Here is a 15537-nt window from a genome sequence, read left to right on the forward strand (position 1 = left end):
CTCCCGCGGAGGGTTACTGGCCGGAGTAGGTCTCGACCTTGGTGACCTCGACCGGGATCTGGCGGCCGTTGGGGGCCGTGTACTCGGTCTTGTCGCCGACCTTGAGGCCGAGGATCGCGGCGCCGAGCGGGCTCTGCTCGCTGTAGACCGGGAGGTCGGTGCCGGTCGCGATCTCGCGGTTGCCGATCAGGAAGACGCTCTCGTCGCCCGCGATCGTCGCGGTGATGACGGTGCCCGGCTCGACGACGCCGTGGCTCTCCGGAGCGGCGCCGACGGTCGCGCTGCGCAGCAGGTTCGTGAGCTGCACGATGCGGGCCTCGATCTTGCCCTGCTCCTCCTTGGCGGCGTGGTAGCCGCCGTTCTCCTTGAGGTCGCCCTCCTCGCGGGCCGCCTCGATGCGCTTCGCGATCTCGTTACGGCCGTTGACGCTGAGCTCCTCGAGTTCGGCCGAGAGACGGTCGTACGCGTCCTGGGTCAGAAACGTGACCTGAGACTCCTGGGACATGATGAACTCCTTCGCGCCTGTGCGGATGTCACCGCGTCGGCTGATGGGCCGGTCTGACTACCGGGTGTAAAGTCGACGCCCCGGCGATGCCGGGGCGTATCCGCACAATACTAGGTCAGCCAGCAGGTGTTGATCAAACCCGTGTTGGGCTTCATGATCGTGCGGATGCTCTCGTTGTGCGTGGTCACGCGGGTGTCGGATCCGGGGTACTCGACGACGCGCCAGCCGACGATGGCGAAGTCCTCGTTGAGCGCCTGCAGGGCGCATGTCACCGGCGTCCCGGGCGGCGCGTTGATGGTGAAAGAGATGTCGACGTGGTGGTCGTCGGGGATCGTGTACGCGGTGTCGGTGGTCTCGAGGTCGGCGCCGTTGTTGTCCCAGCCCGCCCAGAACACCCAGGCGGTGACGACCGCGACCATCCCGATGAAGCCGCCGATCAGCAGCCAGCGGTCGCGCCGCTTGCGCTGCGGGGTGCGGCCGTACCGGGTGTCGAGGGTCGGGGTCGCCGTCATGCGTGCACCGCCATGCCGTCCAGCACAACCCTCCCGGTCTCAGGGGCCTCCCGCCGGGCGACGGTAGGCTGAGACAAGCCTAGGAGACGAAGCTGTGAATGCCTTCGCCCGCCTCCTGCTCGTCGATGTGAAAGTGGAGACCGTGATGCCCGAGACCGACCGCTTCGCTCTGCCGGAGGTGGGTGCGTGATCCACGACGCCCTGCTGCGCGCGTCCGTCCGGCTCGCGGCGACGCCGACCCCCACGCCCTCCGGCAGCCCGAGCGACGACTCGGTCACTCCGGGCCTGCTGGGATTCCTCGTCACGTTCCTGATCGCGGTCGCCGTCGTCCTGCTCGTGCTGGACATGGTGCGCCGCATCCGCCGGGTCCGCTACCGCGCCGAGATCGCCGAGAAGCTGGACGCCGAGGAGGCCGAGGCCGCTGCCGCCGACGCGCGCGGCGACGACGACGCGGGTACGACGCGGCGCTGACGACTCAGAGCAGCTGCACGGCCCGCTCGATCAGCAGCGAGAGGCCGATGAGCGTCATCGCGACGGCCGACACGCGCGCCATCACGATCGTGCCGCGCGGGCGCGCCGAGAGCAGTCGCCGGGCGAGCACCGCGACGCCGAGGTAGACCACGGCGCAGGTGCCGACGAACAGCCCGCCGAGCACCAGCATCTGCGCGGCCGGCGCCCACGCGCCGTGCGCGGTCGTGAACTGGGGGACCAGCGCGACCAGCACCAGCAGCCCCTTCGGGTTGAAGCCGCTCACCCCCGCGCCGCGCAGGAAAGAGCCCACCGGCGACGCCACGACGGCCGCGGTCTGCGCCTCCGCCTGCGCGGCGAGCGGACGGGCAGAGCGCACCAGCCCGCCGATCCCGAGCCACAGCAGGTACAGCGCGCCGCCGACCGTGAGCGCGTCGAGCAGCACCGGGTTGGCGGCGACCAGCGCGCCCAGCCCGACGGCGACCGCGGCGACCACGACCGCGTAGCCGAACAGGATGCCGCCGATCGAGGGCACGAGCGTGCGGCCCCCGAGCCCCGCGGTGATCGCGTACGCCCAGTCGGCGCCGGGCGTGCACACGAGCAGCGCGGCGACGCTCCAGAAGCCGAGGATCATCGAGAGCTCCATACCGTGCCTCCTTCTCGGCCGTTCGTGGTTCTACCGGAAAGGTATGGCGAAGAGGCCCGAAGGTGCTTGCGACTTTCGGGCATAACGGCGCTCTGTGTGGAAGAATCCACCGCATGGATGCGATCGATCGCCAGATCCTTGCCGCGCTTCAGGAGGACGGCCGGCTCAGCCTCACCGATCTCGCCGCGCGCGTCGGGCTGACGCTGTCGCCGTGCCACCGCCGGGTGCGGGAACTGGAGCGCGACGGCGTCATCGAGCAGTACCGGGCCGTGGTGTCGCCCGCAGCGGTCGGCCTCGACTTCGAGGCGATCGTGTTCGTCACCATCGCCCGCACCGACCCGAAGACCGTCGGCGCGTTCGAGGAGGGCGTGCTCGCCATCCCGAACATCGTGCAGGCGGAGCGGCTCTTCGGCGACCCGGACTACATGCTCCGCGTGCTCACGGCCGATCTGACCGCCTACCAGGAGCTGTTCGACGGCCCGCTCGGCGCACTGCCCGGGGTCCGCAAACTCTCGTCCACCCTCGTCATGAAGCAGGTGACCGGCCGCAGAGCCCTTCCCACGTGACCGGCGTCAGCCGGCGTTGTAGGCGGGGTGGAGGGCGATGAGCAGCGTCGCGGTCCAGTGGCAGAGGAAGGCGAGCACCGTCAGGGTGTGGAAGATCTCGTGGAAGCCGAAGACCCCGGGGATCGGGTTCGGCCGCTTCATCCCGTAGATGACCGCGCCGATCGTGTACAGGATGCCGCCCACCAGCACCAGGACCATCATGGCGACGTTCGCGTCTACCAGGTCGACGATGTACATGAGGGCCGCCCAGCCCAGCGCGACGTAGATCGGGACGTACAGCCACCGCGGCGCCGTGATCCAGAACACCCGGAAGCCGATGCCGAGCAGCGCGCCCGCCCACACCAGCGACAGCAGCAGGATGCCCTTCGACGGGGGAAGCGCCAGCACCGCGAGAGGCGTGTAGGTGCCCGCGATGAGCAGGAAGATGTTGGCGTGGTCGATGCGCTTCAGGATCACCTTGGTGCGCGGCCGCCAGTTGAACCGGTGGTAGAGCGCCGAGTTGCCGAACAGCAGCATCGACGTGAGCATGAACACCGCGGACGCCCACTTCGCCGGGGCGCCGTGCGCCAGGCAGATCAGGACGATGCCGGCCGCGATCGTGACCGGAAAGGTCCCGGCGTGGATCCAGCCGCGCCAGGTCGGCTTGATGTCGGCCGGGTTGGCGGGCGAGGCGTCGAGCAGGGGGATGTTGGGCAGATCGCGGCCGCCGTCGCGCGTCGCGCGCTCGTCGGCCTGCACTGCGGCGTCCGCAGCGTCGAGGTCGGCGGCCGGCTCCTCGAGGAGCTCGGCGACGTCCTCACCGGAGCGGCGCGCGCCGGCGGTGCCGGTGTTCGGGCTCTTCCTGGGCGTCATAGACCAAGAGTAGGGGAGCGGCGGTGTCCGGATGCTGTGAGTCGGGCGAGGTTGGCGCGCTAACGTAGCAGCGTGAGGGGACGCGGATCGCCGGGGAGCCGGCTGCAGGCCAGTGGGCTGCTCTACGGGCTCTACCAGAAGCGGCTCCGGCGCGACCTGAACCGCGACGCGCTGCCGAAGCACGTCGCGATGATCATCGACGGCAACCGGCGCTGGGCGCGCCAGGCGGGCCTCACGACCGTGGCGCACGGGCACCGCGCGGGGGCCGCCAAGATGCGCGAGTTCCTGGAGTGGTGCGACGAGCTCGGCATCCAGGTGGTCACCCTGTACCTGCTCTCGTCGGACAACCTCACCAACCGCGACAGCGGCGAGCTCGGCGACCTGATCGAGATCATCGCGCAGCTGGCCGACGACGTCTCGCAGTACGGCGACTGGCGGGTGAAGCACGTGGGCACGTCCACGGGCCTGCCGCCGCGGCTCGTGGAGGCGCTCGCCGCGGCGGAGGAGCGCACCGCGGGCAAGACCGGCATGCACATCAACCTCGCGGTCGGCTACGGCGGCCGCAAGGAGATCACCGACGCCATGCGCAGCATCGTCGCCGCCCACCATGCGGAGGGCGGCAGCCTGGAGACGCTCGCCGACCTGCTCACCCCCGACCTGATCGGCGAGCACCTGTACACCGGCGGCCAGCCCGATCCCGACCTCGTCATCCGCACCTCCGGCGAGCAGCGGCTGAGCGACTTCATGCTGTGGCAGAGCGCGCACAGCGAGTTCTACTTCGTGGAGGCGCTCGGTCCCGACCTGCGCGAGGTCGACTTCCTCCGCGCCGTGCGCGACTACTCCCGCCGCCAGCGCCGCTACGGCGGCTGACCCGTCTCCGATCCCTCCCGCCGCCATCGAGTCCGCGAAGACTGCACGCTCCTGCGGCGTGTCGCGTGCAGTTTTTGTGGACTCGGGGGTGGGCGGCCAGGATGGGGAGGTGACGACGATCGAGGAGTTCGCCGCTGGGTTCGGCGAAGAGCCGGGGTACCTGGACTACGGACGGGTCGGGCCGCTGTCGGCCGCGGCCCGCGCAGAGGCGCTGGGGCAGTACGAGATCCTGTCGAAGGCCCGCTTCGGCACCATCGAGCGGATGCGGGCGGAGGACGAGCGCGTGCGCGAGGCCGTCGGTGCCCTGACCGGGTTCCCCGCCGACCAGGTGGTGTTCCAGCCGAACGCGTCCAGCGGCCTCCTGCACGCCGCCTTCGGGCTGACCGGCGGCGAGGTGCTGCTCTCGCTCGCGGAGTTCCCCTCGCTGACGTACGCCGCCGAGCGCGCCGCCCACGCCCTCCGCGTGATCACGCCGACCTGGCTCGAGACCGACCACGGCCGCGTGACGCCCGCGCGCATCCGGGAGCAGCTGACCGAGAACACCGCCGCCGTCATGGTGAGCCTGGTGGACTCGCGCACCGGCTACCTCGCCGACATCGACGGCATCCGGCAGGTCATCGGCGACCGGCTGCTGATCGTGGACGCCATCCAGGGGTTCGGCGTGGTCGACGCGCCCTGGGAGGTCGCCGACGTGGTCGTCTCCGGCGGTCAGAAGTGGCTGCGTGCGGGCTGGGGCACCGGCTTCCTCGCGCTGAGCGAGCGCGCGATCGACCACCTGACGCCCGTGTTCAGCGGCTGGACCGGCTCCGGCCCCGAGCAGCCGTGGGACGAGGTGCGGGAGCCCGTCCACGGCGCCGCCGCCTTCTCCATCTCGAACCCGGACCTGGTCGCCGAGGCGCGCTTCGCGGCCGCGCTGGAAGAGGTCGCCGCCGTGGGTGTGGAGACCGTGGCCGCCGCCGTCGCGGACAACGCCGAGCGCGTGATCCAGCTCGCCGACGAGTTCGCCGTGCCGGTGAGCTCCTCCCGCAGCCCGAACGAACGCGCCGGCATCGTCGTCCTGGAGCCGCTGCCCGAACAGCTGACCGCGCTCGGCGCGTCCCTGTTCAACCACGGCGTGAGCGCGAGCGTGCGGGCGACGTCGGTGCGGATCAGCGTCCACGCCGGCACGACGGAGGAGACCTTCGACATGCTGCGGGCCGCGTTCACGTCGTACGCGTCCGTCGCCTGACGGGCTCTCTCGCTGCTCCCCGAAGTGGGGGCGGATTGTTCACCTGACCGAAACACGACACACCGGCATCCGGTGCGTCCGTGTCGGCGGCCGGGCGTAGGTTCGACGCATCGGGCACCGCGCCCGATCGAGACGGCCACGAAAGTTCGTCTCGGAATGCAAGCGGCCGTCTCGCCAGTGAGATCCGCCGGCCCCCGAGGGGGCGGCGGGGTGGGAGTGGTCGTGGCGGAATCAACAACCCGACAGGCAGCAACCCGGTCGACCGGCTCGGTGGAAGACAGGGCGAAGACGAGCGAGCGCACCTACGTGCTCGACACGTCCGTCCTCCTCTCCGACCCGAAGGCCATCTTCCGCTTCGCGGAGCACGCTGTCGTCATCCCGGTCGTGGTCGTGAGCGAGCTCGAGGGCAAGCGCAACGATCCCGAGATCGGCTACTTCGCGCGCCAGGCGCTGCGCAACCTCGACGACCTGCGGGTCCAGCACGAACGGCTCGACTTCCCGATCCCCGTCGGCGACGGCGGGTCGCTGCGCGTCGAGCTCAACCACTCCAACATGTCGGTCCTGCCGAGCGGCATGCAGCTGGGCGACAACGACTCGCGCATCCTCGCCGTGGCGCTGAACCTGTCCAACGACGGGCTCGACGTCACCGTCGTCTCCAAAGACCTGCCGCTGCGCGTGAAGGCGGCCTCGATCGGCCTCGCCGCGGAGGAGTACCGGCACGAGCAGGTCGTCGACTCCGGCTGGACCGGCCTCGACTCCATCGACCTCGGCAGCGACGAGATGGCGGCGCTGTACGAAGACGAGTGGATGCGGACCGAGCTGGCCGCCGGGATCCCGGTGAACACGGGGCTCGTCATCCACTCCGACCGCGGCTCGGCGCTGGGCCGCGTCGTGGCGGACGGCGAGGTGAAGCTCGTGCGCGGAGACCGCGACGTGTTCGGCCTGCACGGCCGCTCGGCGGAGCAGCGGCTCGCGATCGACCTGCTGCTCGACCCGGAGATCGGCATCCTCTCGCTCGGCGGCCGCGCCGGCACCGGCAAGTCGGCGCTCGCGCTGTGCGCAGGGCTCGAGGCGGTGCTCGAGCGCAGGCAGCACAAGAAGATCATGGTGTTCCGCCCGCTGTACGCGGTCGGCGGCCAGGAGCTCGGCTACCTGCCGGGCGACCAGGGCGAGAAGATGAACCCGTGGGGGCAGGCCGTGTTCGACACCCTCGGCGCGCTGGTGTCGCAGAACGTGCTCGACGAGGTGCTGGACCGCGGCATCCTGGAGGTGCTGCCGCTCACGCACATCCGTGGCCGCTCGCTGCACGACGCGTTCGTGATCGTCGACGAGGCGCAGTCGCTGGAGCGCAACGTGCTGCTCACCGTGCTCAGCCGCATCGGCCAGAACTCGCGCGTGGTGCTGACGCACGATGTGGCCCAGCGCGACAACCTGCGGGTCGGCCGCCACGACGGGGTCGCCAGCGTGATCGAGACGCTGAAGGGCCACCCGCTCTTCGCCCACGTGACGCTGACCCGCTCCGAGCGCTCGGCCATCGCCGCCCTCGTCACCGAGATGCTGGAGGCCAACGAACTCGCCTGACCCCCCCGCCCATCATCGCTTCCTCGAGTAATCCGCCGACACGCCGCATCTGGCCGGACTTTTCGAGGAAGCGATGGTGGGGTCAGGCGGTCGACGCGCGAAGGGGGCCGGTGAGCCAGGCGTCGGCCTCGCGCGTCGAGCGGAGGCGCACGACGGTGAGGTGCGGATGCGCACGCTCGGCGGCCGGGACGCGCTCGGCGGGGGTCCGGCGGGTCGAGACCGACCAGCGGACGATGTGCTCGGGGTCGCGGAGGATGGTGTGCAGCGGTGGCTCCCGGTTGCCGTTCCACAGCTCCGTGCGGCGGAAGCGTCGGCCCAGCGTCCGGCGCACGACGCGCGGGAAGGTGACGCGCCAGTAGGGCGGGTCGAGCCACACCAGCAGGTCAGCGCGTTCCGCGAGCAGCTCCCGCACGGACGAGTACTGCCACTCAGTCGTCCACGTCTCCTCGGCCGTGAACGCGAGGACGTCGTCGCGGAACCCCGGCCGAGGCTCCCAGTCGGGGCCGTGGAACAGCCCGTCGATCTCGGTGTGGGGTCCGCCGGTCACCGCGGCGATGCGCGCCGCCAGCGTCGTCTTGCCGCTGCCGGACACACCCGCGACGAGCACCCGCCGCGGCTGGCGCGGCAACGGGTCGTCGAAGCGGAGCATCCCCCGAGCCTCCGCCATCGTGTCCGCGAAGAATCCGCCGACACGCGGGGTGACGACGGATTCTCCGAGGAGCCGACGGCTGGGAGGGGCCGGGTCAGCCGGGGTGCGTCATCGAGAGGACGTCGAGGGCGCTGTCCAGCTGCTCCAGGGTGACCTCGCCGCGCTCGACGAAACCGAGGTCGATGACGGCCTCGCGCACGGTCATGCCCTTCGCGACGGCGTGCTTGGCGACCTTCGCGGCGGCCTCGTAGCCGATGACGCGGTTCAACGGGGTGACGATGGACGGGCTCGACTCGGCGAACGCGCGGGCCCGGTCGAGGTTCGCCTCGAGGCCGCGGATCGTCTTGTCGGCGAGCACACGACCCGCCTGGGTGAGCAGGCGGATCGACTCCAGCAGCGCGGTGCCCATGACCGGGATCGCGACGTTCAGCTCGAACAGGCCCGATGCACCGCTCCAGGCGATCGTGGCGTCGTTGCCGACGACGCGCGACGCGACCATGAGCACGGCCTCCGGGATGACCGGGTTGACCTTGCCCGGCATGATCGACGAGCCCGGCTGCAGGTCCGGGATGTGCAGCTCGCCGAGACCCGTGTTCGGGCCCGAGCCCATCCAGCGCAGGTCGTTGGAGATCTTCGTCAGCGACACGGCGATGGTGCGCAGCGCGCCGGAGGCCTCGACGAGCGCGTCGCGGTTCGCCTGCGCCTCGAAGTGGTTGCGCGCCTCGGTGATCGGCAGCTCGGTCTCCTGCGTCAGCAGCTCGATGACCAGCTGCGGGAAGCCGAGCGGCGTGTTGATGCCGGTGCCGACGGCCGTGCCGCCCAGCGGGACCTCGGCGACGCGGGGGAGGGCCGCGCGGATGCGCTCGATGCCGTAGCGGATCTGGGCCGCGTAGCCGCCGAACTCCTGGCCGAGGGTGACCGGGGTCGCGTCCATCAGGTGCGTCCGGCCGCTCTTGACGGCCTCCGCCCACAGCTCCGCCTTCTCCTCCAGCGCGACCGCGAGATGGTCGAGCGCCGGGATGAGGTCGTCGGTGAGCGCGCCGGTGACCGCGATGTGCACCGAGGTCGGGAAGACGTCGTTCGACGACTGCGACGCGTTCACGTGGTCGTTCGGGTGCACCGGACGGCCGAGGCGCTGCGACGCGAGGGTCGCGAGCACCTCGTTCATGTTCATGTTCGACGACGTGCCGGAGCCGGTCTGGTAGACGTCGATCGGGAACTCGGCGTCGTGCGCGCCGGCCGCGACCTCGTCGGCCGCCGAGGCGATCGCGTCGGCGACCTCCTGGTCGAGCACGCCGAGGCGCGCGTTCGCCAGAGCGGCCGACTTCTTGATGCGCGCGAGTGCGGCGATCTGGGCCGGCTCGAGCACGGAGCCGGAGATGGGGAAGTTCTCCACCGCACGCTGGGTCTGCGCGCTGTACAGGGCGTCCTTCGGGACGCGCACCTCGCCCATCGTGTCGTGCTCGATGCGGTACTCGGTGCCCGCCTGGGTGTCCACCACGGTGTGTGTTCCTTTCTGTGAGCGGAGTATCGGTGTCAGTCGCGCATGCCGACGACGACGTCAGGGACGACCCGGCCCTCCGCGAGCCGGTAGTTGGCGCCGACGATCGCGAGAGTGTTCTCGGCGACCGCGGAGGCGATGATCTCGGACTGCGCGAGCAGCTCGGAGACCGTGTCGCGCAGGTGCTCGCGGCCCACCTCGGAGGCGTCGACGCTCTCCGGGTCGACCGCTCCGTCGCCCGCGACTCGGTGCACGGCCGGGACGATCGGGGCGATGAGCTGGGCGATGTGCGGGGGCAGTGGATCGGCGTCCTCCGCCTGCGAGGCGATGGCCGACGCGACCGCGCCGCAGCTGTCGTGACCGAGCACGAGGATGAGCGGGACGTGCAGCACGGCGACCGCGTACTCCAGCGACCCGATCACAGAGTCGGAGACGACCTGGCCCGCGTTGCGGACGACGAACGCGTCGCCCAGCCCCATGTCGAAGATGATCTCGGCGGCGAGGCGCGAGTCGGCGCAGCCGAAGACGGCGGCGACGGGCTCCTGGCCGTTCGCGACGCTCTCGCGTCGCTCCACATCCTGGTGGGGGTGCTGCGGCTCGCCGGCGATGAAGCGGGCGTTGCCATCGAGCATGGCGTTCCAGACCTTGCCGGGGCGCGTGGTTGGCACTGCTACTGACCTCCTGGGAGTGAGTGGATCTGGCCGGCCAGCGACGACGCGACCGTTCGGAACTCGGCGTCTTCTGCGGTGCCGAAGACGATGACCGTGCTGTCGCCGGACGAGGTGACCAGCGCGTACTCGACGTTGCCGTCGTCGGAGCTGGAGGTGCGGTTGTCGTAGACGTCCCAGGTCACGCCGTCGATGACGCGTGTGCCCTTGATCCGCGACTTGTTCACCTGATCGGACACCCAGCTGTCGTTCGCGCCGAAGCCCTGGGTGATGCCGATGAACTGCTGCTTCGGGGTGATGAGGCCGAGGTACCAGGAGTCGACCTTGTCGGAGGTCTTGGTGCGCAGCTCGGCGTTGTTCGACTTCCAGTCGGACGGGAGCTTCGGCACCAGCAGCGCGTCGGGCTCGCTGCCCTGCGCCTGCTGGGCGATCGAGGCGTAGTCGACCGCGGGCTTCGTGGCCGACGGGTTGCCGCGCGGCACGATGAGCACGATGACGGCGACGATCGCGAGGGTCGCCAGCAGCGAGTAGACCAGGTTGTTGATCGTCTGCCGGTTGCGGTGGTTCGCGGAGTTCTGCGCCTTGCGGGCGGCGGTCTCCTCCGGCGTCTCGGGGCGGCCGAGCTCCGCGACGACCGCGGGCGGCTTGTTGCGGGGGCTCATTCGCCGTCGATCGCCCCCGGGGCGCCGGCGCCGGCGCGGGCCGCGTCGAGGCGCGCCTTGGCGCCGATCAGCCACTCCTCGCAGTGCCGGGCGAGGGCCTCGCCGCGCTCCCAGAGAGCGATCGACTCCTCCAGCGTGGCCGAGCCCTGCTCGAGCTCCTGCACCACGCGGATCAGCTCGTCGCGCGCCTCCTCGTAGGTGAGCGTGCTGAGCGGATCCCCGGCCGGGGTCGTCTCGGAAGTGGGCATGGCGTCCATTCTATTTGGCCCGCTGGGCGTCCGCTGGGGCCTGTGGATGACCGGCCGGCGACGGCAGTGCGGCGCCCGCCGTCGCCGCGAGGGACCCGCCGGAGACCGTCAGCCGCAGCTCCGCGCCCTCCGGCGCCTCGGCCGGGTCGGTCACCACGTGCCCGGCGGCCGTCTGCACGATCGCGTAGCCGCGGTCGAGCGTGCCCTGCGGCGAGAGCGCGCGCAGCTGGCCGCGCAGCTCCGCCACCCGGGTGGTCTCGCGCTCGACGCAGCGGCCGACGAGCTCGGTGCCGCGGGCGACGTAGCGCGTCAGCTCCTCGGCGCGCGCATCCACGATCCACGAGGGGGAGGCGAGCACCGGGCGGGTGCGCAGGTGGCCGATCCGGTCGATCTCGTGCGCGATGAGGTGCGTGACCCGGGTGCCGAGCCTGGCGCGCGCCTGGTGCACGCGGGCCAGCTCCTCCGCGACGTCCGGGACGACGCGCTTGGCGGCGTCCGTCGGCGTCGACGCGCGCAGATCGGCCACCTCGTCGAGCAGCGGGCGGTCGGCCTCGTGGCCGATCGCGCTCACGATCGGGGTGAGGGCCGCTGCGGCCGCTCGCACGAGCCGCTCGTCGCTGAACCCGAGAAGGTTCTGGAAGTCACCGCCGCCGCGCGCCACGATGATGACCTCGACCTCGGGGTCGGCATCCAGCGTCCGGATCGCGGAGACGACCTCCGTCACCGTCCGCTCGCCCTGGACGGCGGCGTGCACCACCCGGAAGCGCACCTGCGGCCAGCGCAGCTGCGCGTTGCGGAGCACGTCCTTCTCGGCGTCGGAGTCCTTGCCGGTCACCAGCCCGATCGTGTGCGGCAGGAACGGCAGCCGCTTCTTGCGCTCCGCCGCGAACAGGCCCTCGGACGAGAGCTGCTGCCGCAGCCGTTCCAGCCGCTCCAGCAGGTCGCCGAGACCGACGTGCTTCATGTCGTAGACCTGCATCGTCAGGGTGCCGCCCTTGACCCAGAAGTTGGGCTTGATGGCGGCGACGACGCGGTCGCCCTGCTTCAGGTCGGCCGGGATGCGCGCCTTCACCGAGGACCAGATCGTGAAGCTGATCGTGGCGTCCTCGTTCAGGTCTTTCAGCTTGCCGTAGACGTTTCCGCCGGAGACGCCCCACTGCGTGATCTCGCCCTCGACCCACGCGGTGCCGAGGCGGTCGATCCAGCCCTTGATCTTGCTGCTCAGCAGCGCGACCGGCCAGGGGGCGTCCGCCGTCGGGGGAGCGGCCTGCATGACGACCGGTGCGGTCTGGCTCACTGGCCCCTCCCATTCCGTGCTCAGCGTGCTCACGTAGGATCGAAGGGTGAGCGACGCAACCATCAGCCTCCCGATGCCGCGCATTCCCGGCGCCAGGCGACGGCTTCAGGATAACCCGGTCGTCGGACACAAGCGGGTGCTTCTGGCCGCTCCGCGCGGTTACTGCGCCGGTGTGGACCGCGCCGTGGTCGCCGTGGAGAAGGCGCTCGACCTGTACGGCGCGCCCGTCTACGTGCGCAAGCAGATCGTCCACAACGTGCACGTCGTATCCGAGCTGGAGCAGCAGGGCGCGGTCTTCGTCGACGAGGTCGACGAGGTTCCGCCGGGCGCACACGTCGTGTTCTCCGCGCACGGCGTCTCGCCGGCCGTCGTCAACGCGGCGTCCGAGCGGGGGCTGCTCGCCATCGACGCCACGTGCCCGCTGGTCACCAAGGTGCACCGCGAGGCCGTGCGGTTCGCGCGCGACGACCGCGAGATCCTCCTCATCGGCCACGCCGGCCACGAAGAGGTCGAGGGCACCGCGGGCGAGGCGCCCGACCACGTGACCCTGGTCAACGGCCCGGACGACGTCGACTCGATCGTCGTGAAGGACCCGGACCGGGTGGTGTGGCTCTCGCAGACCACCCTCTCGGTCGACGAGACGATGGAGACGGTCCGCCGCCTGCGCGAGCGCTTCCCCAACCTCCAGGACCCACCGAGCGACGACATCTGCTACGCCACGCAGAACCGCCAGGTCGCGATCAAGAAGGTCGCCGAGCAGGCGGAACTCGTGATCGTGGTGGGCTCGGCCAACTCCTCCAACTCCGTGCGCCTGGTGGAGGTCGCGCTCGAGTACGGCGCCAAGGCCGCCTACCGCGTCGACTACGCCAGCGAGATCAAGCAGGAGTGGCTCGACGGCGTCTCCTCGGTCGGCGTCACCAGCGGCGCCTCGGTGCCGGAGGTGCTCGTGCAGGAGGTGCTCGACGACCTCGCGGGCGCGGGCTACCGCGACGTGCAGGAGGTCAAGACGGCCGAGGAGGACCTCATGTTCTCGCTGCCGAAGGAGCTCCGCAGGGACATCACCGGCAAGCAGGACGCGCGGGCGCTCGGCGGTCGCGGGCGCTGACCGGCTACGCGCCGGTGAGGATGTCGTCGGCGTTGTCCGAGATCCACGACATCAGCGGCAGCAGGTGCTCGGTCACGGCGCGGCCGCGGTCGGTCAGGCTGTAGTCGACGCGCGGCGGCACGGTCGGCTGCGCGGTGCGCAGGACGAACCCGTCCTTCTCGAGCGTGCGCAGCGTCTGGGCGAGCATCTTCTCGCTGATGCCCTGCACGGTGCGGCGAAGCTCGCCCCAGCGCAGGTCGCTCTGCGAGAGCGCGACCAGCACGAGCACGCCCCAGGTGCTCGTCACGTGGTTGAGCACGATCCGGCTCGGGCATTCGGAGGGCAGCACGCCATCCGTGAAGCCGAAACCGTTGAGGGAGGCAAAACCGGTGTCCACGTTAGTAACTTACCGAAAAGTGGGTACCTTCGTCCGGGAAGTTTTGAGTCCGACGGCCGGTTGCCGCTGAAGTAACCGATCGAAAGGATCCCCCATGACCATCGTCGTCACCGGAGCAACCGGCCACCTCGGCCGTCTCGTCGTCGAGTCCCTGCTCGAGCGCGGCGTCCCCGCTGCCGACATCCGCGCCCTCGGCCGTCGCGCCGAGCGTCTCGCGCCTCTCGCCGAGCGCGGCGTCGAGACCGCGGTCATCGACTTCGAGCGCCCCGAGACGCTCGACGAGGCCTTCCGCGGCGCCGACGCGCTGCTCCTGGTGTCCGGCTCGGAGGTGGGCAACCGCATCCCGCAGCACCGCAACGCCATCGACGCGGCCGTGCGCGCCGGAGTCGGCCGCATCGTCTACACGAGCGCGCCGAAGGCCAGCGACACCGCGCTCATCCTCGCGCCGGAGCACGCGGAGACCGAGCGTCTGCTCGCGGCCTCCGGCCTGCCGACGACCATCCTGCGCAACAACTGGTACACCGAGAACTACGTCGGCACCCTCGACCAGGCGGCGGCGACCGGCGAGATCGTGGGCAGCGCAGGCGAGGGGCGGGTTGCGAGCGCGCCGCGCGCCGACTACGCGGAGGCCACCGCGGTCGTGCTGACGACTCCGGGCCACGAGGGCGCCGTCTACGAGCTGAGCGGCGACGTCGCCTGGACGTTCGACGAGCTCGCCGCCGTCGCCTCCGAACTGCTCGGGCGCGACGTCGTCTACCGCCCGGTCTCGCCGGAGGAGCACGCGGCCGCGCTCACCGCAGCCGGGCTCGACGAGGGCACGGTCGGCTTCGTCGTCGCGCTCGACGGCAACATCCGCGACGGGCTGCTCGGGGAGGCGTCGCCGACGCTCGCCGAGCTGATCGGCCGCCCGACCACCTCGCTCAGCGAGGGGCTCGCGAAGGCGCGCGAGGCGTCCGCCGCCTGACGCGCGACCGCGTCGGCGCCGGTGGGGTCGGCCCCGCCGGCGCCGACGCGATGCGGCTCGGTGCTCCTGCGGGGCGCGACTGCGGCCTCCCGTAACGTCTGCGGGCGCGCGCGGCGCCGCAGTCGTTCCGCAGCGCAGTAGTCACTCGCGGGTCAGGGGGTCGGGCTGGGGGAGGTCGGGGGCGTGGTCCCGCTGTAGAAACCGAGCAGCACCGGGTCGGTCGCGAGCACGGCCCCGGCGAAGATGAGCAGCGCCACCATCGCCACGATGCCCGCGACCAGCGGCACCCAGAACGCCAGGCGGCGCTTCACCAGCAGCCACGCGGCGATGCCCGCCGAGACGGCCCAGACAGCGGCCATCGTGATCGAGCCGGCGAACACCAGCGAGCCGACGACCGGCGCAGGCGTGTACTGGCCGAGGTTGTTGGTGCTGTGCAGCAGCTGCATCGACGCGGGGATCGCCTGCAAGGTGGCGATCGAGTACGACATCCCGAAGAAGCCGAACACGGTCAGCAGGATGGTGAGGGTCAGATTCCAGGTCGGCGCAGGCCGCTCGGGCCGGGCGTTCTGGCTGTAGTACGGGCCATCGGACGGACCAGGACCGCCGTACGGCGCGGCCGGCGACGGCTGCTGCGGCGCGTCCGTGTCGTCCTCGGCGACGCGCCGTGAGGTGTCGAGCCGGTCAGCGTCCTCCGGCGGATGCCACACCCACCCGGGCGGCGCGAGCTCGCCGTACCGGGGCCGCGGCCGGTCGTCCGGCTGCTGTTCCTGCTCGGCCATGCCGGCGGCTCCTTGCTGATCTGGATGGTGGTGCGGGCGGCGGGGATGCCCCGCCGCCCG

The 15537-nt window shown here is 71.2% G+C and carries 19 protein-coding genes; 7 read left to right on the forward strand and 12 right to left on the reverse strand.

The window, feature by feature from the left end:
* Positions 1 to 13: 13 nt before the first annotated feature.
* The gene (greA, locus tag P5G59_RS00595; RefSeq protein WP_301214997.1) at positions 14 to 505 is read right to left on the reverse strand and encodes a transcription elongation factor GreA; all 492 of its coding nucleotides are present in this window, start codon (positions 503 to 505) and stop codon (positions 14 to 16) included.
* A gap of 110 nt (positions 506 to 615) precedes the next feature.
* Positions 616 to 1017 carry a DUF4307 domain-containing protein gene (locus P5G59_RS00600; protein WP_301214999.1) on the reverse strand — a complete coding sequence of 134 codons (402 nt, stop codon included), beginning with the start codon at positions 1015 to 1017 and terminating at the stop codon, positions 616 to 618.
* 186 nt (positions 1018 to 1203) lie between these two features.
* On the opposite strand from P5G59_RS00600, the gene P5G59_RS00605 reads away from it, so the two are divergent.
* On the forward strand, positions 1204 to 1488 hold the full coding sequence (locus P5G59_RS00605; protein WP_301215001.1) for a hypothetical protein: 285 nt from the start codon (positions 1204 to 1206) through the stop codon (positions 1486 to 1488).
* Positions 1489 to 1492: 4 nt separating this feature from the next.
* Here the strand turns inward: P5G59_RS00605 and P5G59_RS00610 are convergent, their stop codons facing one another.
* Positions 1493 to 2131 (reverse strand): LysE family translocator, encoded by a 639-nt coding sequence (locus P5G59_RS00610; protein ID WP_301215003.1) that lies wholly within the window; start codon positions 2129 to 2131, stop codon positions 1493 to 1495.
* Positions 2132 to 2244: 113 nt separating this feature from the next.
* Between P5G59_RS00610 and P5G59_RS00615 the strand changes: the two genes are divergently transcribed.
* A complete protein-coding gene (locus P5G59_RS00615; protein WP_301215005.1) occupies positions 2245 to 2697 on the forward strand; it encodes an Lrp/AsnC family transcriptional regulator in 453 nt (150 codons plus the stop codon).
* A gap of 6 nt (positions 2698 to 2703) precedes the next feature.
* Here P5G59_RS00615 and trhA read toward each other — a convergent pair whose 3' ends face one another.
* Positions 2704 to 3549 carry a PAQR family membrane homeostasis protein TrhA gene (trhA, locus tag P5G59_RS00620; RefSeq protein ID WP_301215007.1) on the reverse strand — a complete coding sequence of 282 codons (846 nt, stop codon included), beginning with the start codon at positions 3547 to 3549 and terminating at the stop codon, positions 2704 to 2706.
* A gap of 72 nt (positions 3550 to 3621) precedes the next feature.
* Between trhA and P5G59_RS00625 the strand changes: the two genes are divergently transcribed.
* The 3 genes from P5G59_RS00625 (at position 3622) to phoH2 (ending at position 7228) form a co-directional block, all read left to right on the forward strand.
* Entirely contained in the window at positions 3622 to 4419 is a 798-nt protein-coding gene (locus tag P5G59_RS00625) for an isoprenyl transferase (protein WP_301215009.1), read from the forward strand.
* Between the two features lie 109 nt (positions 4420 to 4528).
* On the forward strand, positions 4529 to 5647 hold the full coding sequence (locus P5G59_RS00630) for an aminotransferase class V-fold PLP-dependent enzyme (protein ID WP_301215011.1): 1119 nt from the start codon (positions 4529 to 4531) through the stop codon (positions 5645 to 5647).
* 156 nt (positions 5648 to 5803) lie between these two features.
* Positions 5804 to 7228, forward strand: a complete 1425-nt coding sequence (phoH2, locus tag P5G59_RS00635; protein ID WP_435871230.1) for an RNA 5'-3' helicase PhoH2 — start codon at positions 5804 to 5806, stop codon at positions 7226 to 7228.
* Between the two features lie 82 nt (positions 7229 to 7310).
* Here the strand turns inward: phoH2 and P5G59_RS00640 are convergent, their stop codons facing one another.
* The 6 genes from P5G59_RS00640 to xseA form a co-directional block, all read right to left on the reverse strand.
* Positions 7311 to 7877, reverse strand: coding sequence for a P-loop NTPase family protein (locus P5G59_RS00640; protein ID WP_301215014.1), 567 nt, complete (start codon positions 7875 to 7877; stop codon positions 7311 to 7313).
* A gap of 94 nt (positions 7878 to 7971) precedes the next feature.
* The gene (locus P5G59_RS00645; protein WP_301215016.1) at positions 7972 to 9378 is read right to left on the reverse strand and encodes a class II fumarate hydratase; all 1407 of its coding nucleotides are present in this window, start codon (positions 9376 to 9378) and stop codon (positions 7972 to 7974) included.
* A gap of 35 nt (positions 9379 to 9413) precedes the next feature.
* Positions 9414 to 10010: a carbonic anhydrase gene (locus P5G59_RS00650; RefSeq protein ID WP_301216949.1), complete on the reverse strand. Its 597-nt coding sequence runs from the start codon at positions 10008 to 10010 to the stop codon at positions 9414 to 9416.
* A gap of 38 nt (positions 10011 to 10048) precedes the next feature.
* Positions 10049 to 10708, reverse strand: a complete 660-nt coding sequence (locus P5G59_RS00655) for a DUF4245 domain-containing protein (protein WP_301215018.1) — start codon at positions 10706 to 10708, stop codon at positions 10049 to 10051.
* Complete coding sequence (locus P5G59_RS00660) at positions 10705 to 10965, reverse strand: exodeoxyribonuclease VII small subunit (protein WP_301215020.1); 261 nt, start codon at positions 10963 to 10965, stop codon at positions 10705 to 10707. The genes P5G59_RS00655 and P5G59_RS00660 overlap by 4 nt, the downstream gene beginning before the upstream one ends.
* A gap of 1 nt (position 10966) precedes the next feature.
* Positions 10967 to 12253 carry an exodeoxyribonuclease VII large subunit gene (gene xseA / locus P5G59_RS00665; protein ID WP_301215022.1) on the reverse strand — a complete coding sequence of 429 codons (1287 nt, stop codon included), beginning with the start codon at positions 12251 to 12253 and terminating at the stop codon, positions 10967 to 10969.
* A 73-nt stretch (positions 12254 to 12326) separates the two neighbouring features.
* On the opposite strand from xseA, the gene P5G59_RS00670 reads away from it, so the two are divergent.
* Complete coding sequence (locus tag P5G59_RS00670) at positions 12327 to 13358, forward strand: 4-hydroxy-3-methylbut-2-enyl diphosphate reductase (protein ID WP_301216951.1); 1032 nt, start codon at positions 12327 to 12329, stop codon at positions 13356 to 13358.
* Positions 13359 to 13362: 4 nt separating this feature from the next.
* Here the strand turns inward: P5G59_RS00670 and P5G59_RS00675 are convergent, their stop codons facing one another.
* Positions 13363 to 13734: a winged helix-turn-helix transcriptional regulator gene (locus tag P5G59_RS00675; RefSeq protein WP_301215024.1), complete on the reverse strand. Its 372-nt coding sequence runs from the start codon at positions 13732 to 13734 to the stop codon at positions 13363 to 13365.
* Between the two features lie 94 nt (positions 13735 to 13828).
* On the opposite strand from P5G59_RS00675, the gene P5G59_RS00680 reads away from it, so the two are divergent.
* A complete protein-coding gene (locus P5G59_RS00680) occupies positions 13829 to 14698 on the forward strand; it encodes an SDR family oxidoreductase (protein ID WP_301215026.1) in 870 nt (289 codons plus the stop codon).
* A 152-nt stretch (positions 14699 to 14850) separates the two neighbouring features.
* Here P5G59_RS00680 and P5G59_RS00685 read toward each other — a convergent pair whose 3' ends face one another.
* Entirely contained in the window at positions 14851 to 15477 is a 627-nt protein-coding gene (locus tag P5G59_RS00685; RefSeq protein WP_301215028.1) for a DUF6264 family protein, read from the reverse strand.
* Between the last annotated feature and the right edge of the window lie 60 nt (positions 15478 to 15537).

Origin of the sequence: Leifsonia virtsii, assembly GCF_030433675.1 — a bacterium.
Lineage (GTDB): Bacteria > Actinomycetota > Actinomycetes > Actinomycetales > Microbacteriaceae > Leifsonia > Leifsonia virtsii.

Excerpts from the sequence above, each read along its gene's own strand:
- greA (WP_301214997.1), bottom strand. The coding sequence starts at position 505 with ATGTCCCAGGAGTCTCAGGTCACGTTTCTGACCCAGGACGCGTACGAC.
- P5G59_RS00600 (WP_301214999.1), bottom strand. The coding sequence starts at position 1,017 with ATGACGGCGACCCCGACCCTCGACACCCGGTACGGCCGCACCCCGCAG.
- P5G59_RS00610 (WP_301215003.1), bottom strand. The coding sequence starts at position 2,131 with ATGGAGCTCTCGATGATCCTCGGCTTCTGGAGCGTCGCCGCGCTGCTC.
- P5G59_RS00615 (WP_301215005.1), top strand. The coding sequence starts at position 2,245 with ATGGATGCGATCGATCGCCAGATCCTTGCCGCGCTTCAGGAGGACGGC.
- trhA (WP_301215007.1), bottom strand. The coding sequence starts at position 3,549 with ATGACGCCCAGGAAGAGCCCGAACACCGGCACCGCCGGCGCGCGCCGC.
- phoH2 (WP_435871230.1), top strand. The coding sequence starts at position 5,804 with ATGCAAGCGGCCGTCTCGCCAGTGAGATCCGCCGGCCCCCGAGGGGGC.
- P5G59_RS00640 (WP_301215014.1), bottom strand. The coding sequence starts at position 7,877 with ATGCTCCGCTTCGACGACCCGTTGCCGCGCCAGCCGCGGCGGGTGCTC.
- P5G59_RS00650 (WP_301216949.1), bottom strand. The coding sequence starts at position 10,010 with ATGCTCGATGGCAACGCCCGCTTCATCGCCGGCGAGCCGCAGCACCCC.
- P5G59_RS00655 (WP_301215018.1), bottom strand. The coding sequence starts at position 10,708 with ATGAGCCCCCGCAACAAGCCGCCCGCGGTCGTCGCGGAGCTCGGCCGC.
- P5G59_RS00660 (WP_301215020.1), bottom strand. The coding sequence starts at position 10,965 with ATGGACGCCATGCCCACTTCCGAGACGACCCCGGCCGGGGATCCGCTC.
- P5G59_RS00670 (WP_301216951.1), top strand. The coding sequence starts at position 12,327 with ATGCCGCGCATTCCCGGCGCCAGGCGACGGCTTCAGGATAACCCGGTC.
- P5G59_RS00680 (WP_301215026.1), top strand. The coding sequence starts at position 13,829 with ATGACCATCGTCGTCACCGGAGCAACCGGCCACCTCGGCCGTCTCGTC.
- P5G59_RS00685 (WP_301215028.1), bottom strand. The coding sequence starts at position 15,477 with ATGGCCGAGCAGGAACAGCAGCCGGACGACCGGCCGCGGCCCCGGTAC.